Source organism: Kitasatospora sp. NPDC096128, from assembly GCF_040303105.1.
In the GTDB taxonomy this organism is placed as follows: domain Bacteria; phylum Actinomycetota; class Actinomycetes; order Streptomycetales; family Streptomycetaceae; genus Kitasatospora.
Map to the genome: position 1 here is coordinate 25,763 of NZ_JBEOSP010000011.1, position 20,418 is coordinate 46,180.

General features: G+C 72.5%; 21 protein-coding genes. 12 read left to right on the plus strand and 9 right to left on the minus strand.

Features of this window, described 5'->3' with window-relative positions:
- Positions 1 to 16: 16 nt before the first annotated feature.
- A complete protein-coding gene (locus ABTY61_RS14735; RefSeq protein WP_350505357.1) occupies positions 17 to 379 on the minus strand; it encodes a MerR family transcriptional regulator in 363 nt (120 codons plus the stop codon).
- Between the two features lie 76 nt (positions 380 to 455).
- On the opposite strand from ABTY61_RS14735, the gene ABTY61_RS14740 reads away from it, so the two are divergent.
- Positions 456 to 1,715: an MFS transporter gene (locus tag ABTY61_RS14740; protein ID WP_350505358.1), complete on the plus strand. Its 1,260-nt coding sequence runs from the start codon at positions 456 to 458 to the stop codon at positions 1,713 to 1,715.
- 396 nt (positions 1,716 to 2,111) lie between these two features.
- Here the strand turns inward: ABTY61_RS14740 and ABTY61_RS14745 are convergent, their stop codons facing one another.
- The gene (locus ABTY61_RS14745) at positions 2,112 to 2,708 is read right to left on the minus strand and encodes an alpha/beta hydrolase (RefSeq protein ID WP_350505359.1); all 597 of its coding nucleotides are present in this window, start codon (positions 2,706 to 2,708) and stop codon (positions 2,112 to 2,114) included.
- A 29-nt stretch (positions 2,709 to 2,737) separates the two neighbouring features.
- Positions 2,738 to 2,959 carry a hypothetical protein gene (locus tag ABTY61_RS14750; protein ID WP_350505360.1) on the minus strand — a complete coding sequence of 74 codons (222 nt, stop codon included), beginning with the start codon at positions 2,957 to 2,959 and terminating at the stop codon, positions 2,738 to 2,740.
- A gap of 128 nt (positions 2,960 to 3,087) precedes the next feature.
- Here ABTY61_RS14750 and ABTY61_RS14755 point away from each other — a divergent pair, with 128 nt between their 5' ends.
- The 5 genes from ABTY61_RS14755 (at position 3,088) to ABTY61_RS14775 (ending at position 8,236) form a co-directional block, all read left to right on the plus strand.
- Positions 3,088 to 3,927 carry a DUF3626 domain-containing protein gene (locus ABTY61_RS14755; RefSeq protein ID WP_350505361.1) on the plus strand — a complete coding sequence of 280 codons (840 nt, stop codon included), beginning with the start codon at positions 3,088 to 3,090 and terminating at the stop codon, positions 3,925 to 3,927.
- Positions 3,928 to 4,289: 362 nt separating this feature from the next.
- Entirely contained in the window at positions 4,290 to 4,970 is a 681-nt protein-coding gene (locus tag ABTY61_RS14760) for a hypothetical protein (protein ID WP_350505362.1), read from the plus strand.
- A 66-nt stretch (positions 4,971 to 5,036) separates the two neighbouring features.
- Positions 5,037 to 6,149, plus strand: a complete 1,113-nt coding sequence (locus tag ABTY61_RS14765) for a threonine aldolase family protein (protein ID WP_350505363.1) — start codon at positions 5,037 to 5,039, stop codon at positions 6,147 to 6,149.
- Positions 6,150 to 6,249: 100 nt separating this feature from the next.
- Positions 6,250 to 6,828, plus strand: coding sequence for a riboflavin biosynthesis intermediates N-glycosidase (gene ybiA, locus ABTY61_RS14770; RefSeq protein WP_502895318.1), 579 nt, complete (start codon positions 6,250 to 6,252; stop codon positions 6,826 to 6,828).
- 283 nt (positions 6,829 to 7,111) lie between these two features.
- On the plus strand, positions 7,112 to 8,236 hold the full coding sequence (locus ABTY61_RS14775; RefSeq protein WP_350505364.1) for a hypothetical protein: 1,125 nt from the start codon (positions 7,112 to 7,114) through the stop codon (positions 8,234 to 8,236).
- Between the two features lie 88 nt (positions 8,237 to 8,324).
- Here the strand turns inward: ABTY61_RS14775 and ABTY61_RS14780 are convergent, their stop codons facing one another.
- A complete protein-coding gene (locus ABTY61_RS14780; protein WP_188304430.1) occupies positions 8,325 to 9,707 on the minus strand; it encodes a glycine--tRNA ligase in 1,383 nt (460 codons plus the stop codon).
- Between the two features lie 191 nt (positions 9,708 to 9,898).
- On the opposite strand from ABTY61_RS14780, the gene ABTY61_RS14785 reads away from it, so the two are divergent.
- The 4 genes from ABTY61_RS14785 to ABTY61_RS14800 are packed head-to-tail and all read left to right on the plus strand — an operon-like array spanning position 9,899 to position 13,048.
- Entirely contained in the window at positions 9,899 to 10,888 is a 990-nt protein-coding gene (locus ABTY61_RS14785) for a metal ABC transporter substrate-binding protein (RefSeq protein WP_350505365.1), read from the plus strand.
- Between the two features lie 14 nt (positions 10,889 to 10,902).
- Positions 10,903 to 11,667: a metal ABC transporter ATP-binding protein gene (locus tag ABTY61_RS14790; protein ID WP_350505366.1), complete on the plus strand. Its 765-nt coding sequence runs from the start codon at positions 10,903 to 10,905 to the stop codon at positions 11,665 to 11,667.
- Positions 11,664 to 12,602 (plus strand): metal ABC transporter permease, encoded by a 939-nt coding sequence (locus ABTY61_RS14795; protein WP_350505367.1) that lies wholly within the window; start codon positions 11,664 to 11,666, stop codon positions 12,600 to 12,602. Before ABTY61_RS14790 ends, ABTY61_RS14795 begins: the two co-directional genes overlap by 4 nt.
- Before the next feature lie 35 nt (positions 12,603 to 12,637).
- On the plus strand, positions 12,638 to 13,048 hold the full coding sequence (locus ABTY61_RS14800) for a Fur family transcriptional regulator (RefSeq protein ID WP_350505368.1): 411 nt from the start codon (positions 12,638 to 12,640) through the stop codon (positions 13,046 to 13,048).
- Between the two features lie 103 nt (positions 13,049 to 13,151).
- Here ABTY61_RS14800 and ABTY61_RS14805 read toward each other — a convergent pair whose 3' ends face one another.
- The 4 genes from ABTY61_RS14805 to leuA all read right to left on the minus strand — a co-directional run bounded on the left by ABTY61_RS14805 (position 13,152) and on the right by leuA (position 17,651).
- Entirely contained in the window at positions 13,152 to 13,991 is an 840-nt protein-coding gene (locus ABTY61_RS14805; protein WP_350505369.1) for an isoprenyl transferase, read from the minus strand.
- 4 nt (positions 13,992 to 13,995) lie between these two features.
- The gene (gene recO / locus ABTY61_RS14810) at positions 13,996 to 14,742 is read right to left on the minus strand and encodes a DNA repair protein RecO (RefSeq protein WP_350505370.1); all 747 of its coding nucleotides are present in this window, start codon (positions 14,740 to 14,742) and stop codon (positions 13,996 to 13,998) included.
- A 201-nt stretch (positions 14,743 to 14,943) separates the two neighbouring features.
- On the minus strand, positions 14,944 to 15,615 hold the full coding sequence (locus tag ABTY61_RS14815; RefSeq protein WP_350505371.1) for a TerB family tellurite resistance protein: 672 nt from the start codon (positions 15,613 to 15,615) through the stop codon (positions 14,944 to 14,946).
- 239 nt (positions 15,616 to 15,854) lie between these two features.
- Positions 15,855 to 17,651 (minus strand): 2-isopropylmalate synthase, encoded by a 1,797-nt coding sequence (gene leuA, locus ABTY61_RS14820; protein ID WP_350505372.1) that lies wholly within the window; start codon positions 17,649 to 17,651, stop codon positions 15,855 to 15,857.
- Positions 17,652 to 17,987: 336 nt separating this feature from the next.
- Between leuA and ABTY61_RS14825 the strand changes: the two genes are divergently transcribed.
- The gene (locus tag ABTY61_RS14825; protein WP_350505373.1) at positions 17,988 to 19,010 is read left to right on the plus strand and encodes a M4 family metallopeptidase; all 1,023 of its coding nucleotides are present in this window, start codon (positions 17,988 to 17,990) and stop codon (positions 19,008 to 19,010) included.
- Between the two features lie 78 nt (positions 19,011 to 19,088).
- The gene (locus ABTY61_RS14830; protein ID WP_350505374.1) at positions 19,089 to 19,355 is read left to right on the plus strand and encodes a protealysin inhibitor emfourin; all 267 of its coding nucleotides are present in this window, start codon (positions 19,089 to 19,091) and stop codon (positions 19,353 to 19,355) included.
- A gap of 96 nt (positions 19,356 to 19,451) precedes the next feature.
- On the opposite strand, the gene era is transcribed toward ABTY61_RS14830, so the two are convergent.
- Positions 19,452 to 20,381: a GTPase Era gene (gene era / locus ABTY61_RS14835; RefSeq protein WP_030061259.1), complete on the minus strand. Its 930-nt coding sequence runs from the start codon at positions 20,379 to 20,381 to the stop codon at positions 19,452 to 19,454.
- Positions 20,382 to 20,418: the final 37 nt, after the last annotated feature.

The window sequence follows — 20,418 nt, forward strand, 5'->3', positions numbered from 1 at the left end:
CGGACCGGCCGGAGGGTCAGGCGAGCTCCTTGACCACGGACAGATACTCCTGAATGGCGTCGCGGTTGCGGGTCAGGCACTCGATGCGGCGGGTCATCCGCTCCGTCTCGGACTCCAGGGTGTCGAGCATCTCCGGGGTGGCGTCCGCGAAGTGGATCGTCCGCGGGGCGTCCAGGCAGGGCAGGATCTGCTTGATGATCCGGGTCGGCAGCCCCGCGTCCAGCAGGCCGCGGATCTGCAGCACCCGGTCCACCAGGTAGTCGTCGTAGTCCCGGTAGCCGTTCGCCTCACGGCGCGGGAAGATCAGGCCCTGCTTCTCGTAGTAGCGCAGCAGGCGCGGAGCGGTCTCCGTCAGCCGGGCCAGTTCGCCGATCCGCATGTGACCACCCTCACGTCCGGGCCGGGCCGTTCCGGCTGGACCTTGACATCGATGTCAACGATAGACGATCGGGCGCATGTCGACGAACGAACTCCGTTCCCCCGCCTCCCCGATGACGATCCCGGCCACGGCCGCGCCCCACGCTCCGGACGCGGCCGCCGCCTCTGACGCACCGCCGGCCCGGCTGCCCTGGCCCGCGCTGCTGGCCCTGAGCACCGGCGGATTCGTCACCCTGATGACCGAGGCGCTGCCCGCCGGCGTCCTGCCCGCGATGAGCGCCGACCTCGGCGTCAGCCAGTCCGGCGCCGGACAGTCCGTCACCCTCTACGCGGTCGGCTCCATCGTCGCCGCCATCCCGCTGACCGCCGCCACCGCCGGCCGGCCGCGCAAGCGGCTGCTGCTCCTCGCCGTCGGCGGCTTCACCGTCGCCAACGCCGTCACCGCGGTCTCCGGGAACTACCCGCTCACCATGGCCGCCCGCTTCGCGGCGGGCCTGGTCGCCGGAATGCTCTGGGCCCTGCTGGCCGGGTACGCCCGCAGCATCGTCACGCCCGAACAGCGCGGACGGGCCATGGCCGTCGCGATGAGCGGCGCCACGGTCGCCCTGTCCGTGGGGGTGCCGGCCGGCACCCTGCTCGCCGGGGCCGCCGGGTGGCGGGTCGCCTTCGGGCTGATGAGCGTCCTCGCGCTCGCGCTCGTCGGCTGGATCGCCGCCGCCGTCCCCCCGGCCCCCGGCCGGGCCGAACACGACCGGCTGCCGCTCCGGAAGGTGCTCCGGATGCCCGGTGTGGGCGCCGTCCTGGCCGTCACCGCGGCCTTCGTCCTCGCCCACAACATCCTCTACACCTACGTCGCGGCACTGCTCGAACCGCTGCACCTCGGCGGGCGGACCGACACCGTCCTGCTCGTCCTCGGCCTGGCCTCCCTGGTGAGCATCGCCGCCACCGGGGCCCTGATCGACCGGCACCTGCGCACCCTCACCCTCACCGCCTGCGTCCTCGTCGCCGTCGCGACCCTGACCCTGGCCGCCGCCATGCTCGGCTCGGCGCCCTGGGCCGTCTACGCCGCCGCCGCGATCTGGGGCCTCGGCTTCGGCGGCGTCGCCACCCTGCTGCAGACCGCCGTCGCCGACGCCGCCGACACCGCCGCCGACCTCGCCCAGTCCCTGCTGGTCACCTGCTGGAACCTCGGCATCGCCGCCGCCGCGTCCGCCGGCGGCCTCCTCCTCGACCATGCCGGACCGCAGTCCCTGCCCTGGTCGGCCCTGGCCCTGCTGGCCCTCGCCCTGGCGGTGACCGCGGCGGCCCGCCGCCACGGGTTCCCGGGCAAGCGGTGACACTCTTCCGGGTGAAATCGCGGCACCTCACCTCGGGCACACGGCGCGGCCCGCCCTACCGGGACTCGGGTGACAGCCAGAGCCTCCGTCCGGCAGCTCCAACGACGCGCCGACGAACTGATCGACCGGGTCGCCGACGGGGAGCGCGTCGAGACCACCCGCAACGGGCGACTGATCACCGTACTGGCGCCGCCCGACCCGGAACTTCGGGCCCTGGAGGACCTCGCACGCGACGGCACCGTCAACCCGGAGAACGCCGCCACCGCCCGCGGGCCGGCCGACCGGGTGCCGCCCACGGTCGGCGTCGAACTGCCGTCGGCACGGCGGCCCTCCACCGAATGCGCGAGGACGAGATCCGCTGACCCGTCCCCGGCACGGCGGTGGTCGGGTCGGCGCTCAGGCGGCTCGGGGCAGGGCGGCGAGGAAGGTGTCCAGGCGGGCGATGGCTGTGCGGAGCAGGTCGATCGATCCGAGGGGGTCGTTCGGGAGTTCCAAGCCGTGGTCGGCGGCGGGGAGTTCGAGGACCTGGTGGCCGGTGGCGTCGGCGACGCTCCGGTCCCACAGCCTGTCGGCGCCGCCGCCGACCAGGAGGGTCGGCGCCGTGGTCCGGTGCAGGGCGCGGGCCACGTGGTCGGAGGTGAGCACCGGGGTGAGCCAGGCGGCCGGGATCGCGCGGTCCGCGGCGAGGCCGGCCGCGAAGGAGGCCAGGGACTTGCCGACCAGCAGCCGGCAGGCGCCACGCTCGGCGTCCGCCGCCTCGGCGACCTGCCGCTCCACCCACGCCGCCCGCTGCTCCGCCGTGAAGTCGACGAAATCGTCGGGGAGTTGCCACCACAGCTCCTGGACCGTCCAGCCGTGCCGGACCAGCGCCGAGCAGGCGAAGTGCAGCAGGGGGCGGGCGGGCGTGTAGGCGATGCCGGGGACGACCAGGGCGACCCGGTCCGGGTCGCCGTCCAAGCGGCTGGGGAGGCTCAGGGCGGAGGGAGCGGCCATCGTCGCAGGCTACCCGCACCGCGCGGCGGTCATGCGAAGACCGCCCGGGAGCGGGTGGTGACCACCGCGAGGGTGCCGGCCAGGGCGATCGAGGCGAACACCGGGACCACCCTGGCCAGTCCGACCCGCCGGATCACCCGCTTCGCGGTGAGCACCGCCGTCACCGCGGCGACGCTGTGGACGGCCTGGGTCAGTCCGAGCTCCCCCGGCCGGACCTCCCGGGCCGCCCGGATCCGCACCGTCCACTCCACCTGGGGCCACCCACCACGGCACCGGCCTGCTCCCCGACGACCTGCACGAGCTCTACGTCTGACGGCGCGCTCCGGGGCACCCGAAAACCCGGGTGCGGTCACCACCGCAGCCGCGCGAAACTACCCGCATGAGCACCGCCGCCGACCGGCCACCGCAGGTCCGGGCCCTCGACCACGTGGCCTCACTGTCCGCCGGCCCACCTGTCGACCCGACCCTGCGGGTGACCCTCAACTTCCACCCGGACCGCACCTCCCACGGCCGGGCGATCCTCGACGCCCTCGCCGAGGACGGCGTCTACCTCTCCCAGTTCGCCACCGGGACCAGCAACGGCGGCCTGACCGCCCACCCCGGCGGGGACCGATGGCGGTGGGAGAGCCGGATCTTCAACGGCGCCTACGACGACGCGGCCCCCGACCAGCGGCCCGTCTACGGCGCCCTGGACTACCGCCGCAACCCGGTCGGCGCCGCGCCCCGCTTCGGCTCCGCCCACTTCCGGCTCGTCGCCCCGGCGTTGGAGCGCACCACCTTCTGCTACCCGGACAGCGTCCTGGAGCCCACCGACTTCGGCACCGCGGACCGCATGGGGCTCATCCCGCTCGCGCTCGCCGACGACCAGGACGCCCTCGACGACTGCATCGAGGCGCACATCCACGGTCCGGTCCTGCTCGCCCGGGACGTCGAGGCCCTGGTACTCGACCCCAGCTACCGGGACACCCCTGTCGAGGCCGCCGCCCGCCGCCTCCCCTGCCCGCTGGAATGGCACCCCGGCTTCCGGCTCACCGTCCAGGAACTCCGCCGCCACCCCGACTACCGCGGCCAGGAGTTCGTCGACCTCGGCGCCCGGATCGCCGAGGACGGCACGCTCGACCCGCGCGTCATCGGCGCCGCCGCCGCGACCGGCCACCACGACCCGCAGGCCCTCAAGAAGGTCTGGCACTACCTCGCCCGCTTCGGCGCCCCCGAGTAACACCCCTTCCCGGCAGGCGGGTTCAGGGCACGAGCGGGGTCAACGCGGCCGGCCGGGCCGCCGTGGCGGCGGCCTCGAAGCACCGGTTGAAGGCCTGGGTCTCGGTGAGGCGGTCCTGGTCGGTGATCGTCATGGGTCGATCCTCGCGGCCCATCGCGACAGCACTGTGTCACCCTTTTCCGGTGACCCGCGCCACATTTCCCCCGCGCATCACGGACGGGAGCAGTGGAGCATCCTGTGCCCGAAGGCTGACAGAACCGTCGACCGACCGGCACGGCGGCTGTGCCACCCTACGGTTCGTGCACCGCAGTCGGCGGTGCCGGGGGGAAGGCACCGCGATGAACCGTACGTCTGGCGTTCCCGTGCGACTCCACGTCCTGCTCGCAGCCCTGGCCCTGGCCCTCGGCGCGGCCGCGTGCGGCGCCGATCCCGAGGAGCACCGCCCCGCCCACGGCGGCGCGCCCGCCCCGACTTTCACCGTCCCGAGCCTGCCCAAGCCACCGTTCCCGGAGGCCGCCCGACAGACGGTGCTGCGGATGGCCCGGCAGGACGGCACCTCCCCGGCGCACGAGAGCCAGCTCACCGTGGCCGAGTTCGACAGCGGCTACGGGCCCCACCTGATCTGGCGCGCTGCGCGGACAGGCGACATCTGTATGGCCGACGGCAGCCCGGAAGGAAGCGCAGGGAAGGCCTGCGTGCCGCCGGCGAAGCTGGGCGGCGGCCTCCGTCCGGGCCCGTCGGCCGAGGCGGTCATGTGGTCGGCCTGGTTCACCGACCGGACCGACTTGAAGCGGCGCCCCATGTGGGCCATGACGCTGATGGCCGCCGACGAGGAGATCGACCACCTCTCCTGCCAGGGACACGAGTTCCCGGTACGGCGGGTGTTCACCACCCGCCAGAACGGCGTGCCGCTGACCTTCTACACGGCCAGCGTGCCGGAGAGCCTCCAGGGCGACTACCGGGTGGCGGTCCGCCGTACGGACGGACCGGCCGAGGAGCGCATGACCATCACCTTCGGGGGCCCGACGACCGTGCAGTGCTGAGCTCCGCCGTCCGGCCCCGGTCGAAATCCGGTTGGCCCGGGCTCCCGCCGGTCGGACAATCGCCGGGTGACCGATGACCAGATCGACCTGAACCGCCGCCGGGCCGCCCGCCGGGCGTGTACCCGCTTCCTCTCCGGCAGTCGCCCGCTCACCATGCGCGAGCGGCTCACCGCCCTCGCCGAGGCGGTCGAGCCGGACGCCCACCCCGACATCTACGGCGACGGCGGGCCGGTCGGGGAGCTGGAGCAGCGCACGGCCGCGCTGCTCGGGACGGCGGACGCGGTCTTCTTCCCCACCGGCACCATGGCCCAGCAGGTCGCCCTGCGCCACCACGCCGAGCGGACCGGCAACCCGGCCGTCGCGCTCCACCCGCAGAGCCACATCGAACGGCACGAGCGCCACGCCCACATCCAGCTCACCGGCCTGCGGAGCCTCTGGCCCACCACCGAGCTGCGGCAGCCGACCGCCGCCGAGCTGCGCGGCCTGGGCGAGCCGTTCGGCACCCTGGTGGTGGAACTCCCGCTCCGCGACCCGGGTTTCCTCCTCCCCACCTGGGACGAGCTCACCGAGCTGGTCGCCGCCGCTCGCGAGGCCGGCGCCCGGGTGCACTTCGACGGCGCCCGCCTCTGGAACACCACGTCCCACTTCGGCCGGCCGCTGAACGAGATCGCCGCTCTGGCCGACAGCGTCTACGTCTCCTTCTACAAGGACCTCGGCGGCATCAGCGGGGCCGCTCTCGCCGGCGACGAGGCCTTCACCGCGTACGCCCGCACCTGGCGCCACCGTTACGGCGGGCAGCTCTACCAGCAGTGGCCCGCCGCCCTCGCCGCGCTCACCGGCCTTGACGCCGAGCTCCCCCGGATCCCCGGCTACGCCCGCCACGCGCCGACCCTCATCCCGGCCCTGGCCGCCCTCCCCGGTGCGCGGATCTTCCCGGAGGTCCCGCCCACCCACGACTTCCAGCTCTGGCTGCCCCACCCGGCGAGCGTCCTGAACGCCGCCACCCTCGCCCTCGCCGAGCAGGAGAAGACCTGGTTCCTGGACTGGACCGACGCCGCCCCCGGCCTCGCCATGGCCGAGGTCCGCCTGGCGGGCGCGGCCCAGGACTGGACGGCCGACCAGGTCGCCGAACTCGGGCTGCGCTTCCTGGAGCTGGTCGCCACCGCCGAGCGGGGCTGACCCGCCGGCCCCTGGCCCGAAGAGCCGGCCGGGCCCGGCCGGCGCCGGCCGGTGTCAAACGGATGGCGGGCCCCAGACCCTTCGTGTCAGAATGACGATTATGAGCAAGCAGCACGTGGGGGACTTCGCCGACGTCCGCAACCGCGAGGAACTGGCGGGCCTGATGGCCACCGGGGCGCGGCCGAAGTGGGTGATGTTCTGGGGACACACCGCACGCAAGGGCGGTGGGACGCGGCGGGAGTGCCTGAGCCAGTGGTGGCCCGGGCGGTTCACCGTCGACGGGGTGACGTACGCCTCCGCCGAGCACTGGATGATGGCCGGGAAGGCCCGGATGTTCGGCGACGAGGCGATCGAGCAGCAGGTGCTGGAGGCCCGGACGCCCGCCGAGGCGAAGAAGCTGGGCCGGCTGGTCCGGGGCTTCGACGACGAGGCCTGGGTGGCCGGCCGGTTCGACCTGGTGGTCGAGGGCAACGTCGCGAAGTTCGGTCAGGACGAGGCCCTGCGGGAGTACCTGCTGGGCACGGGCCGCCGTGTCCTGGTCGAGGCCAGCCCGCTGGACCGGATCTGGGGCATCGGGCTGGGCGCGGACGACATCCGGGCCGAACGCCCGTTGGAGTGGCGGGGGTTGAACCTGCTCGGGTTCGCCCTGATGGAGGCGCGGGCACGGCTGGGCGGCTGAGGCCGGTCGTTGCACTGCCGGACGGGGCGATGGCGGTCCCGACCGTCGCCGCACTGCTGCTCGCGCCCCGGACGGCGCGGTCGCGCACTTCGCCCCCGGCCCGTACTACGAGGCGACGCTGCTACGGAGCGACCGGCGCACTCCTCACAACGGCCGCCCTCTGTGCGCTCCTTGACACCACTCGGGCACGACTGGTCGTGCTCTCGTAACTCCATCGCCACATTCCGACGCCAGGATGTCCCGCAGTCAGGGTACAGATGGACAGGTTGGGGCGATCATGCGCATGCGGTCGACGGAAGAATCCGCAGGCCGGCCACCGGAGGGCGAGCGACAGGCCGCCGAACTCCGGTCCGAACTGGACGAGTTGCTCCGCGCGAGCCGCTACGCGAGCCAACGCGAACGCCGGTTGAACGAGGCGATACGGGCGACCCCGGGCCGCCAGCGCCCGGACGGCGACCTGCTGCGGCAACTCGCCCAGGCCCGCACCCTCCGCGAGGGCCTGGGCGCGCGCTGCCTGCAACTGAGTGACCGGTTAGAGGAGTTGGAGCTCCACCTCAGACAGCAGCAGCACCCCCAGCACCACCCGGAACACACAGAACACGCGGAGCCCCCGGCGCCGGCCCCGCCCCAGGCCACCCCACCCCCGGCCCCCGCACCACCCGCCCGCCCCGACCTCGGCGCCCTCACCGAGCGGATCACCGGACTCCACCGCAGCGGCGCCCTCCCCGAGGCCGAGGAGCTGCTGGACCAGGCCGCCGCCCGCCTCGCTCCCGCCGACGCCGCCCTGTTGGCCGGGATGCTCGCCCGGCGCGGCCCGACGAGCGGCACCTCGCTCCGGCTGGCCCGGACCGCCGCCCGGAGCGCCCCGGAGCACGCCGTCGCGGTGCTGGCGGAGCTGCGCGAGCTGGGCCTGGCCGAGGAGGCCGCCGAGCTGTTCCACGCGTTCTGGGCCTACCCGGCCGCCGCGGTCCCGGCCCTGCTCGCCGCGCTGGAGCGGTCCGGGCAGCACGCCGACAGCGCCACCCTGCTCTGGGAGTGGGGCTCGGCGCCGACGCCGGAGCTGACCTCGCTGGCCGCCAACCTCCAGCAGCACGGCCGCCCCGCCGACGTCCGGACGCTGCTGCGCCAGGCGGCCGGGCGTCCGACCGCCGACCTGGTCGGCCTGGCGACGGAGCTGCCGCCCGCGCTGGCCACCCTCCTGCTGCAGGAGCTGGCCGTCCTGCGCCCGCCGGTCGAAGTGGTGCGCCTGGCCGCCGCCCTGGACGGCCGCCGGGACCTCTACGGGCAGCTGCTGGCCGCGCTGCTCGCCGACGACGCCCGCCACCGCACCACCCTCGCCGCCCTCCGCGCGGCCGGCCTGCCGACCGCCCCGCCGGCCGCCCCGCGCTCCCGCTGGGGCCGACGCTGACCCGCCGGCCGTACGAAAGCGGGGAGCCCCCGCCCGCCTCCACGAGGGAGGACGGCCGGGGGCTCCCCGAGGTACCGGGGTACCGGACTCAGCAGCCGATCAGACGCGCCGCCAGGTAGCCCTTCACCTGGTCCAGCGACACGCGCTCCTGCGACATGGTGTCGCGGTCGCGAACGGTCACGGCGTTGTCCTCAAGGGTGTCGAAGTCGACCGTCACGCAGAACGGCGTGCCGATCTCGTCCTGGCGGCGGTAGCGCTTGCCGATCGCGCCCGCGTCGTCGAACTCGACGTTCCACGCGGTGCGCAGGTCGGCGGCCAGGCCGCGGGCCTTCGGCGAGAGGTCGGCGTTGCGCGACAGCGGCAGGACGGCGACCTTGACCGGGGCCAGCCGCGGGTCGAGCCGCATGCCGACGCGCTTCTCCATGACGCCCTTGGCGTTCGGCGCCTCGTCCTCGAAGTAGGCGTCGATCAGGAAGGCCAGCATGGCGCGGTTGAGGCCGGCCGCCGGCTCGATGACGTACGGGAAGTACCGCTCGCCGCTCTCCTGGTCGAAGTACCGGAGGTCCTTGCCGGAGGCCTCGCTGTGCACCCGCAGGTCGTAGTCGGTGCGGTTGGCCACGCCCTCCAGCTCGGAGAACTCGGAGCCGCCGAAGTTGAAGCGGTACTCGATGTCCACGGTGCGCTTGGCGTAGTGGGAGAGCTTCTCCTTCGGGTGCTCGAAGAAGCGCATGTTCTCGGTGCGCATGCCGAGGTCGACGTACCAGTCCCAGCGCTGCTGGAGCCAGTACTCGTGCCACTGCTCGTCCTCGCCCGGCTTGACGAAGAACTCCATCTCCATCTGCTCGAACTCGCGGGTGCGGAAGATGAAGTTGCCGGGGGTGATCTCGTTGCGGAAGCTCTTGCCGGTCTGGGCGATGCCGAACGGCGGCTTCTTGCGCGAAGTGGTCTGGACGGCGCTGAAGTTGGTGAAGATGCCCTGGGCGGTCTCGGGGCGCAGGAAGGCCAGGCCGCTGGCCTCCTCGGTGACGCCGAGGTGGGTCTTCAGCATGCCCGAGAAGTCCTTGGGCTCGGTGAACTGGCCCTTGGTGCCGCAGTCGGGGCAGTTGACGTCCTTGAGGCCGTTCGGCGGCGGGAAGCCGTGCTTGGCCTCGTACTTCTCCTCCAGGTGGTCGGCCCGGTGGCGCTTGTGGCAGGAGAGGCACTCGGTCAGCGGGTCGTTGAAGGTGGCGACGTGGCCGGAGGCCTCCCAGACCTCACGGGCCAGGATGACCGACGAGTCCAGTCCGACGACGTCCTCACGGGCCTGGACCATCGTGCGCCACCACTGGCGCTTGATGTTCTCCTTGAGTTCGACGCCCAGCGGCCCGTAGTCCCAGGCGGCACGCGTGCCGCCGTAGATCTCGCTGCAGGGGTAGACGAAGCCACGGCGCTTGCTCAGGCTGACGATCGTGTCGATCTTGTCGGCGGCCACAGTGCTCTCTTCAGTACGTACGGCACGGTCAGGGCACGGCTGGTTGCTCGTACCCGAATACCCAAGGTTACCGGCCAGACGGGTACGGGGTTCAAATCGATATGGTCCGGCTCCCCCCATCCACGGCCACCTGCCGTTCACCCGTCCGAGTGAGTTGACAATCATTTCCAGTTCAGATGAGAATGATTGTCATGATGATCGGACTGTTCAGCCGCCGGACCCGCACCACCGCCGCCCTGGCCACCACCGCCCTCGCCGCCTCCCTGGCCCTCACGGCCTGCGGCGGCAGCAGCAGCGCCAAGGGCACGGACGGCAAGCTGAACGTCGTCGCCTCGTTCTACCCGATGGAGTTCCTGGCCCAGCAGATCGGCAAGGACCACGTCTCGGTCACCGACCTCACCGCGCCCGGCGTCGAGCCGCACGACCTGGAGCTCACCGCCAAGCAGGTCGCCGGCGTCCAGAAGGCCGACGCGATCATCTACCTCAAGGGCCTCCAGCCCACCGTCGACCAGGCCGTCGACCAGTCGTCCAGCAAGCACCGGATCGACGCCACCACCGCCAGCCCGCTGGTCGACCACCACCTCGACGAGGGCGCCTCCGGGGGCGACGGCCACCAGCACGCGGGCCCGGCCGGCGACCCGCACATCTGGCTCGACCCGACCCGCTACGCCGCGATCGCCAAGAGCGTCGGCGCCGAGTTCGCCAAGGCCGACCCCGCGCACGCGGCCGACTACCAGAAGAACACCGACGACCTGGTCACCCGGCTCGGCGCCCTGGACCAGGAGTTCCAGGCCGGGCTGAAGGACGTCAGGACCAAGACCTTCGTCACCAGCCACGCCGCCTTCGGCTACCTCGCCGACCACTACGGCCTCACCCAGGTCGCCATCAACGGCGTCGACCCGGAGTCCGAGCCCACCCCGGCCCGCCTCGCCGAGGTGCAGAAGGCCGCCAAGGACAACGGCGTCACCACGATCTTCTTCGAGACCCTGGTCAGCCCCAAGCTCGCCGACACCGTCGCCAAGGACCTCGGCCTCAAGACCGCCGTCCTGGACCCGCTGGAGGGCGTCAAGGACCCCGCCAAGGACGACTACCTGACCGTCATGAAGCAGAACCTGGACAACCTCCGGGCCGCCCTCGGCGCCCCCGCCGCGGCCGCCCCGGCCCCCACCCCCGCGAGCTGACGGGACGCCCCGCCATGACCCACCCGATACCCCCGGCCGTCCGCCTCCGTGACGCCGTCGCCTCGCGCGGCGGCCGGCCGGTGCTGCGCGGCGTCGACCTCACCGTCCGACCCGGCGAGGTCGTCGCCCTGCTCGGCGCCAACGGCTCCGGCAAGTCGACCACCGTCAAGGCCGTGATCGGCTCCGTGCCGCTGGAGCAGGGCACCCTGGAACTGTTCGGCACCCCGTACGGCTCCTTCCGCGCCTGGCACCGGATCGGGTACGTCCCGCAGCGCACCACCGCCGCCTCCGGCGTCCCCGCCACCGTGCGCGAGGTGGTCTCCACCGGACGGCTGGCCCAGCACCGGCTGCTGCCCTTCCGCCGCAAGGACCGAGCCGCGGTGGACGGCGCGCTGGCCGCCGTCGGCATGCTGGACCGGGCCGGCGACGGCGTCGCCGACCTGTCCGGCGGCCAGCAGCAGCGGGTGCTGATCGCCCGCGCCCTGGTCGGCACACCCGACCTGCTGATCATGGACGAGCCGATGGCCGGGGTGGACGCCGCCAGCCAGCAGGTGCTCGCCGACACCCTGCGCGCCGAGGTCGGCCGCGGCGCCTCCGTGCTCCTCGTCCTGCACGAACTCGGGCCGCTGGAGCCGCTGATCGACCGCGCCGTGGTGCTGCGGGACGGCTGCGTCGCGCACGACGGCCCGCCGGTGCCCAACACCGGCCTGCACGCGCTGCCCGGCCACGACCACGTCCACCCGCACGCCGACCTCACCCCGCCGAGGCTGCTCGCATGACCGAGATGCTCTCCTACGACTTCATGCAGCGCGCCCTGCTCGCCGCCGTGCTGGTCGGGATCACCGCCCCCGCCGTCGGGATCTACCTGGTGCAGCGCCGCCAGGCCCTGATGGGCGACGGCATGGGCCACGTCGCGATGACCGGCGTCGGCCTCGGCTTCATCTTCCAGACCAGCCCGGTCTGGATGGCCGTGCTGGTCTGCGTGCTCGGCGCCGTCACCATGGAGCTGGTCCGCTCGCGCGGCAACCAGCGCGGCGACATCGCCCTGGCGATGCTCTTCTACGGCGGCATGGCCTGCGGCAAGCTGCTCGTCTCGATGTCCGCCCAGGCCGGGGCCGGCTCGCTGGAGAGCTACCTGTGGGGCTCGATCCTCACCGTCGCCCCCGCCGACCTGGCCACCATCGCGGTGCTCGGCGCGGTGGTCATCGCGGTCACCGTCGGCCTGCGCCGCCAGCTGTTCGCGATCTGCCAGGACGAGGACTTCGCCCGGGTCACCGGCGTGCCGGTGCGCACCCTCAACCTGCTGCTCGCGGTGATGGCCGCGGTCACCGTCACGGTCGCCATGCGGGTGGTCGGGCTGCTGCTGGTCAGCGCCCTGATGGTGGTCCCGGTGGTCGCCGCCCAGCAGCTCACCCGTTCCTTCGCCGCCACCCAGGCCGCCTCGATCGCGCTCGGCGTGGTGGTCGCGCTGGCCGGCGTCACCGGCTCCTACCAGCTGAACGTGCCCTCCGGCCCGGCCATCGTGCTGCTCGCCATCGCGGTGTTCGCGGTGTTCAGCGCGATCGCCGCCCCGCTCGCCCGGCGCCGCCACCGGCGGCACGCCGACGCCGACCGGGGTCCCCAGGTCTGCGACGTACAAATCCCCGGCCAAGGGCCGGGAAAGACTTCCTCCGACCTGACCACTCCGGAGCGGCGGGCCGGGCTGGCACAATGAGGTGCGTGACGCCCACGACCCCAGGAGGACCCACGGTGACCACCGCAGGCCCGTCGCCGCGCGCCCGATCGACCCGGCAGCGTGCCGCCGTCTCGTCGGCCCTGGACGAGATCGCGGACTTCCGCAGTGCCCAGGAGCTGCACGACTTGCTCAAGCACCGCGGGGACTCCGTCGGTCTGACCACGGTCTACCGCACCCTGCAGTCGCTCGCCGACGCCGGTGAGGTGGACGTGCTGCGCACCGCCGACGGCGAGGCCGTCTACCGCCGGTGCAGCAGCGGGCACCACCACCACCTGGTCTGCCGGCACTGCGGCGCCACCGTCGAGGTCGAGGGCCCCGCGGTCGAGCGCTGGGCCAACTCGGTGGCCGCCGAGCACGGGTTCAGCGACATCGCCCACACCCTGGAGATCTTCGGCACCTGCGCGGACTGCGCGAAGAAGGACTGAACGGCCGTCCGTACGGGGGCAGCCCGCACGAACGCGCACCGAAGGGCCCGCGGGAACGGGTTCGTTCCCACGGGCCCTTCGGCATGCGTACCGTCGGTCGGCGTCAGCGCTGGGAGGGCAGCTCCAGCGACCCGGCGACGTCGTTCGGGATCGCCCCGCCGAAGCGGCGGTCGCGCATCGCGAACTGCTCGCAGGCGCGCCACAGGTCACGGCGGTCGAAGTCCGGCCAGAGCACGTCCTGGAACACGAACTCGGCGTACGCGGACTGCCAGAGCAGGAAGTTGGAGGTGCGCTGCTCACCGCTGGGGCGCAGGAACAGGTCCACGTCCGGCATGTCCGGGTGGTACATGTACTTGGCGATGGTCTTCTCGTTGACCTTCTTCGGGTCGAGCCGGCCGGCCGCCACGTCCAGCGCGATCGCCTGCGCCGCGTCGGCGAGCTCGGCCCGGCCGCCGTAGTTGACGCACATGTAGAGCGTCACGGCGTCGTTGCCCTTGGTCTGCTCCTCGGCGACCTGGAGCTCCTGGACGACGCTCTTCCACAGCTTGGGCATCCGGCCCGCCCAGCGGATCCGCACGCCCATCGCGTCCATCTCGTCGCGGCGGCGGGCGATGACGTCCCGGTTGAAGTTCATCAGGAACTTCACCTCGTCGGGGGAGCGCTTCCAGTTCTCGGTGGAGAACGCGTACAGCGAGATGTTCTTGACGCCGAGCTCGATCGCGCCCTTGAGGACGTCCAGCACGACCGACTCGCCGATCTTGTGGCCCTCGGTGCGGGGCAGCCCGCGCTCCTTGGCCCAGCGACCGTTGCCGTCCATCACGATGGCGACGTGGTCGGGGACCAGCTCGCCGGGGATCTTCGGGGGCTTTGCGCCGCTGGGGTGCGGGGTCGGGGGTTCGTAGACCCGCTGCTTGCCGCCGCCGAAGAGCCGTCGCGCTGCCATGTGCTCACTTCTCCACGTATCTCATCGAGCGGATGCCCCGCTCCAGGTGCCACTGCAGATAGGCCGCGACCAGGCCGCTGCCCTCCCGCCAGTACCGCGGCTCGCAGGCGTCGGCCGTCCGCCAGTCCCCTGACAGCAGCGCCCCGAGCAGTACCAGTGTCTCAGGGGAGGGTACGGCACATCCGGGCACTCGGCAGTCCGCGCAGAGCACCCCCCCTGCGGGGAGCGAGAAGAAACGGTTCGGCCCGTCCAGGCCGCACTTGGCGCAGTCGGTGAAGCTCGCGCCGTACCCGTTCACCGCGAGCGAGCGCAGCAGGAAGGCGTCCAGCACCAGGTGCGATTCGTGCACCCCGGCCGCCAGCGTGCGCAGCCCGCCCACCAGCAGCAGGTACTGCTGGACGGCCGGCTCGCCCTCGTTCTCGGCGAAGCGCTCGGCCGTCTCCAGCATCGCCGTGCCGGCGGTGTACCGGCCGTAGTCGGTGACGATCGAACCGCCGTACGGGGCGATGGTCTCCACCTGGGTGCAGAGCGGCAGCCCGCGCCCGATCAGTTCGCTCCCCCGGCTGAAGAACTGCACGTCCACGTGCGAGAACGGCTCCAGGCGGGCGCCGAACTTGGACTTGGTCTTGCGCACCCCGCGCGCCACCGCCCGCACCTTGCCGTGGTGGCGGGTCAGCAGGGTGATGATCCGATCGGCCTCACCGAGCTTCTGCGCCCGCAACACGACGCCGTCGTCCCGGAAAAGACTCATGCCGTCCATTGTCCCCCAGCGCACGGACAGCCCGGGACGGTCAGCCCCTGGACGGCCGGCGGCGGCCGCGGACAGCCACGGACAGCCGTGTTGCCCGCACCGGGGGCCGTGGGGGAGGACCACTGCGGTGCGGGTCACGGCGGGCCCGGAGGGGGGCGGGCCCGTTTGTGGGGGATACGGAAAGCTCAGGGGGCAGCGGCGCTACAGGTTCTCGTACGGTGCCCGGGTCGCCGCCTCCAGCAGCGCCGGCACCTGGCTCTGCGGCAGGTCCAGACAGCTGCCGACCACGGCCAGCGCCTCGCGCTCCTGCGGCAGGTAGCGCCCGTCGGCGAGGGCGATCGCGGCCCCCTGCAGCAGCAGCCGCTCCCGGCCCTGCTGGGCCAGGTGCGGGGCCAGCGGTTCGAGCACCGCATGCAGTTCCACGGCCAGGCCGCCGGCCATCCCGCGGGCGTCGTGGAGTTCGCCGCCGAGCCCGGACAGCGCGGCGAGCGCGGCCAGCACCTGGGCCTCGCCGCAGTCCTCGAACCCGGCCTCGCGCACCACCGTGCAGGCCGCCTCACGGGCCGCCCGGTGGGCGGTGCCGCCGGCTGCGAGCAGGGCCAGTGCGATGGTGTACTGGGCGTCCCGCAGCATCGCGCCGAGGCGCACGACGGTGGGCTGCTCCAGGGCTTCGACGCCGTAGCGCCCGTGGCAGGTGGTGCACTGCACGCTGCCGATCACCGGCCCGAGCGGGACGACGGGCGTCCCCAGCAGCCGCAGCCACCGCCGGCCGTGCTGCCGGCGGTAGTTGCGGTCCCCGCCGCAGCCCGGACAGAAGAAATCACCGAGAACATCGGTCCGCCACCTCGGGCGAACACCCCACAACCTGGTCACGGCGCCACTCCCCAGACATGGCAGGCGGCCTGCACAACTATGGGCAGGTCACGCGACCGGACACCGAGGCCGTCCCACCGACCCGGCTTGCCGGTGGATCGATGTTGCCACGGTTACCGGCACGTGTCAGTACCTCGAACGGCTTCCGATCCGAAAAAATGTGGCGCAGGCCACAATGCGCGGCGCACATGGCGAAGGGCCGCCCCGGAGGACGGCCCTTCGCGTACCACCCGTACGAATCAGCCGCGCTGCGAGCGGTTGACGGCACTGATCATCGCCTTCAGCGAGGCCAGCACGGTGTTGCCGTCGATGCCCACGCCCCACAGCACCTTGCCGTCCACCGCGCACTCCACGTACGCGGCAGCCTGGGCGTCGCCGCCCTCGCTCAGCGCGTGCTCCGCGTAGTCCAGCACCCGTACGTCCACGCCGATCCGGGCCAGCGCGTCCGCGAAGGCGGAGACCGGGCCGTTGCCGGTGCCGGACAGGGTCATCGGCTCGCCGTCCACCACGGCCTCGGCGGTCAGCGCGTCCCGGCCGTCCTCGGTGGTCAGGGTGCGCGAACCGGCCAGCGACAGCCGGCCCCACGGGTTGTCGGTGGTCGGCAGGTACTCGTCCTCGAAGACCCGCCAGATCTCCGCCGGGCTGACCTCGCCGCCCTCGGCGTCGGTCTTGGCCTGGATGATCCGGGAGAACTCGATCTGCATCCGGCGCGGCAGGTCCAGCTTGTGGTCGTTCTTCAGGACGTACGCCACCCCGCCCTTGCCGGACTGGCTGTTGACCCGGATGACCGCCTCGTAGGTGCGGCCGACGTCCTTCGGGTCGATCGGCAGGTACGGCACGCCCCAGGTGTGCTCCGTCACCGGCACCCCGGCCGCCTTCGCGTCCGCCTCCAGGACGTCGAAGCCCTTCTTGATGGCGTCCTGGTGCGAGCCGGAGAAGGAGGTGTACACCAGGTCCCCGGCGTACGGGTGGCGCGGGTGCACCTCCATCTGGTTGCAGTACTCGGCGGTGCGGCGCACCTCGTCGATGTCGGAGAAGTCGATCTGCGGGTCGATGCCCTGCGAGAACAGGTTCATCCCCAGCGTCACCAGGTCGACGTTGCCGGTCCGCTCACCCTGCCCGAACAGGCAGCCCTCGATCCGGTCCGCGCCCGCCATGTAGGCCAGCTCGGCGGAGGCCACGGCGGTGCCGCGGTCGTTGTGGGGGTGCACCGACAGGCACACGTACTCGCGGCGGGACAGGTTCCGCGACATCCACTCGAACTGGTCGGCCTGCACGTTCGGGGTGGCCCGCTCGACGGTGGCCGGCAGGTTCAGGATGATCTCGCGGCCCTCGCCCGGCTGCCAGACGTCCATCACCGCCTCGCAGACCTCCAGCGCGAAGTCCAGCTCGGTGTCCACGAAGATCTCCGGCGAGTACTGGTAGCCGAAGACGGTGTCGTCGCCCAGCAGCTTGTCCGCGTACTCCATCACCAGCCGGGTGCCGTCCACGGCGATCGCCTTGGTGGCCGCCTTGTCGTTGCGGAACACCACCCGGCGGAACAGCGGCGCGGTCGCGTTGTACAGGTGGACGGTCGCCCGCGGGGCGCCGACCAGCGCCTCGACGGTCTTCTCGATCAGCTCCTCGCGGGCCTGGGTCAGCACCGAGATGGTGACGTCCTCCGGGATCGCCCCCTCCTCGATCAGCGACCGCACGAAGGCGTGGTCGGTGGCGCCGGAGGACGGGAAGCCGACCTCGATCTCCTTGTAGCCCATGGCCACCAGCAGGTCGAACATCTTCCGCTTGCGAGCCGGGGACATCGGGTCGATCAGCGCCTGGTTGCCGTCCCGCAGGTCGGTGGAGAGCCAGCGCGGCGCCTTGGTGATCACCTTCTCCGGCCAGGTGCGGTCCGGCAGGTCGACGGTGCCGAACGGCAGGTAGCGCCCGTACCGCATGCCCGAGGGCTGCTGGCGCACGGAGGCGGCGGTGATCGGGGTCGGCCGGTCGACGAAGGCGCGAGCGGCGGGGACGGACGCGGCGGAGGTCTGCTCGGTCATGGAGGTGACTCTCGGCTTCCTGTGGATGCGTGGGTGCGGGCGGTCGGGAGGGATCAACACCGACTGGCCGGCCTCTGCTGCGCCTCGCGATACGCCGTTGGATCGCCGATTCCGCGCACAGCTCGTTCCCCGCGGCGAGGGGAGCCGGCCCCAGTGGACTACAGGCCCTCGACGCGGCAGCTAAGAAGAAGCAGCCCGTTGCGCATGATGTGGCCCAGCGTAACCCAGGCCCGCGCGCCCCCGAAGTGATCCGGGCTTCCGTTCCACTCCTTGAGACGTGGACCCGTCGCGCCCGAGGTGGTGACATCCGGTCATCGAGGCCTCACCCTGGGCCACATGACTGCAGCAGTACCGATCTGCGCGATCGTCCCGCCGTACGTCCTGGACCGCCTCGCCGAGGTCGGTCACGAGCCTGCCGTCCACTCCCTCGCCCTGGACGCCGCCCACCGCGCGGCCCGCCTCGCCGCTCCCCCGCCGACCGCCGGCGCCCCCGGCCTGAACCGGGTGATCGCCGACGCCGGACACGGCCAGCGGCTGCCCGGGCGCAGCGTCCGCACCGAGGGCCAGGCCCCGGTCGCCGACTCCTCCGTCAACCACGCCTACGACGGCCTCGGCGCCACCTTCGCCCTCTACTCCGAGGTCTTCGGCCGCGACTCGATCGACGGCCGGGGGCTGCGCATGGACGCCAGCGTCCACTACGGCCGCGACTACGACAACGCCTTCTGGAACGGCCGGCAGATGGTCTTCGGCGACGGCGACGGCCGGATCTTCGGCGACTTCACCGCCTGCGTCGACGTCATCGGCCACGAACTCACCCACGGCGTCACCCAGTTCACCGCCGGCCTGGAGTACCAGGGCCAGCCCGGCGCGCTGAACGAGTCGGTCTCCGACGTCTTCGGCTCGCTGGTCAAGCAGTACGCCCTGCACCAGGACGCCGCCTCCGCCGACTGGTTGATCGGCGCCGGGCTGCTCGCCCCCGGCGTCCAGGGCATGGCGCTGCGCTCGATGAAGGCCCCGGGCACCGCCTACGACGACCCCCAGCTCGGCAAGGACCCGCAGCCCGCCCACATGCGGGACTACGTGGACACCGCCGACGACAACGGCGGGGTGCACATCAACTCAGGCATCCCCAACCACGCGTTCTACCTGCTGGCCACCGCCCTCGGCGGGCAGTCCTGGGAGCGCGCCGGGCGGATCTGGTACGACACCCTGACCGGCGGCCGGCTGCCCGCCGACGCCGACTTCACCGCCTTCGCCCGCGCCACCGTGGCCGCCGCCAGGGCCCGTTACCCCGACCGGTCCTCGATCGCCGACACCGTGACGGCCTCCTGGGCCCAGGTCGGCGTCAGCCCGGGCTGAGCAGCGGTTGAGCAGCGCTTAAGTCACGGTCGGGAAAAAGTGCCGCAAAAGCCTTCCCTGCGTAGCACCATGGACACCATGCGCATCCAGGTGACCCGGACCGGCGGACTCGCCGGAATCCTCCGCCACGCGGAGCTCGACACCGTCGACCGCACGGACGGCCCGCACGTCCACGCGCTCGCCCGCGAGGCCGTCGCGGGCGGGCTGCGCGCGCCCTCCTACGGCGTTCCGGACGGCTTCCACTACGAGATCACCGTGGACGGGCGGACGGTGTACTGCGCCGACCCCAAGCTCACCGACTCACAGCGGGAGCTGATCTCGCTGGTGCTGCGCGAAGGAGCGTAGCCCCGTACGGCGAGCCCCCGTACGGCGAGGGCCCGTACGGACGCCGAAGCGTCCGGACGGGCCCCGGGGCCTGCCGCCCCCTGCCGAACTCCCCCGTCAGAAGCCGAGCTTGCGCAGCTGCTTGGGGTCGCGCTGCCAGTCCTTGGCCACCTTGACGTGCAGGTCCAGGTAGACCGGCGTGCCGAGCAGCGCCTCGATGTGCTTGCGGGCGGTGGTGCCGACGTGCTTGAGCCGCGCGCCCTTGGCGCCGATCACGATCGCCTTCTGGCTCTGCCGCTCGATGTAGACGTTGGCGTGGATGTCCAGCAGCGGGCGGTCCGCCGGGCGGCCCTCGCGCGGCAGCATCTCCTCGACCACGACGGCCAGCGAGTGCGGGAGTTCGTCCCGCACGCCCTCCAGGGCGGCCTCGCGGATCAGCTCGGCGACCATGATCTGCTCGGGCTCGTCGGTGAGGTCGCCCTCCGGGTAGAGCTGGTCGCCCTCGGGCAGCAGCTTGGTGAGGAGGTCGGCGACCAGCTCGACCTGCTTGTCGCCGACCGCGGAGACCGGGATGATCTCGGCCCACTCGAAGCCCAGCTCGATGCCGAGCTGGTGGATGGCGATCAGCTGCTCGGCCAGGCGCTTGGAGTCGACCAGGTCGGTCTTGGTGACGATGGCGACCTTGGGGGTCTTCTTGATCCCGGCGATCTCCTTGGCGATGAACTTGTCGCCGGGACCGATCTTCTGGTCGGCGGGCAGGCAGAAGCCGATCACGTCGACCTCGGCCCAGGTGGTGCGGACCAGGTCGTTGAGGCGCTCGCCGAGCAGCGTGCGGGGCTTGTGCAGGCCGGGCGTGTCGACCAGCACGAGCTGGGCGTCCGGGCGGTGCACGATGCCGCGCACGGTGTGCCGGGTGGTCTGCGGGCGGTCGGAGGTGATCGCGACCTTCGTCCCCACCAGGGCGTTGGTCAGGGTCGACTTGCCCGCGTTGGGACGGCCGACGAAGCACGCGAACCCGGAGCGGTACGAGGAGGAAGGGGCATTCATGGGCTCCATTCTCCCTGATCACCGGAGCCCCGCCGTC

Bases quoted from the DNA above. Each gene is read 5' to 3' on its own strand.
- ABTY61_RS14735 (WP_350505357.1), bottom strand. From the start codon at position 379: ATGCGGATCGGCGAACTGGCCCGGCTGACGGAGACCGCTCCGCGCCTG.
- ybiA (WP_502895318.1), top strand. From the start codon at position 6,250: ATGAGCAAGCAGCACGTGGGGGACTTCGCCGACGTCCGCAACCGCGAG.
- leuA (WP_350505372.1), bottom strand. From the start codon at position 17,651: ATGACCGAGCAGACCTCCGCCGCGTCCGTCCCCGCCGCTCGCGCCTTC.
- ABTY61_RS14795 (WP_350505367.1), top strand. From the start codon at position 11,664: ATGACCGAGATGCTCTCCTACGACTTCATGCAGCGCGCCCTGCTCGCC.
- ABTY61_RS14775 (WP_350505364.1), top strand. From the start codon at position 7,112: ATGCGGTCGACGGAAGAATCCGCAGGCCGGCCACCGGAGGGCGAGCGA.
- ABTY61_RS14740 (WP_350505358.1), top strand. From the start codon at position 456: ATGTCGACGAACGAACTCCGTTCCCCCGCCTCCCCGATGACGATCCCG.
- era (WP_030061259.1), bottom strand. From the start codon at position 20,381: ATGAATGCCCCTTCCTCCTCGTACCGCTCCGGGTTCGCGTGCTTCGTC.
- ABTY61_RS14805 (WP_350505369.1), bottom strand. From the start codon at position 13,991: ATGGCAGCGCGACGGCTCTTCGGCGGCGGCAAGCAGCGGGTCTACGAA.
- ABTY61_RS14755 (WP_350505361.1), top strand. From the start codon at position 3,088: ATGAGCACCGCCGCCGACCGGCCACCGCAGGTCCGGGCCCTCGACCAC.
- recO (WP_350505370.1), bottom strand. From the start codon at position 14,742: ATGAGTCTTTTCCGGGACGACGGCGTCGTGTTGCGGGCGCAGAAGCTC.
- ABTY61_RS14825 (WP_350505373.1), top strand. From the start codon at position 17,988: ATGACTGCAGCAGTACCGATCTGCGCGATCGTCCCGCCGTACGTCCTG.
- ABTY61_RS14790 (WP_350505366.1), top strand. From the start codon at position 10,903: ATGACCCACCCGATACCCCCGGCCGTCCGCCTCCGTGACGCCGTCGCC.
- ABTY61_RS14785 (WP_350505365.1), top strand. From the start codon at position 9,899: ATGATGATCGGACTGTTCAGCCGCCGGACCCGCACCACCGCCGCCCTG.
- ABTY61_RS14745 (WP_350505359.1), bottom strand. From the start codon at position 2,708: ATGGCCGCTCCCTCCGCCCTGAGCCTCCCCAGCCGCTTGGACGGCGAC.
- ABTY61_RS14830 (WP_350505374.1), top strand. From the start codon at position 19,089: ATGCGCATCCAGGTGACCCGGACCGGCGGACTCGCCGGAATCCTCCGC.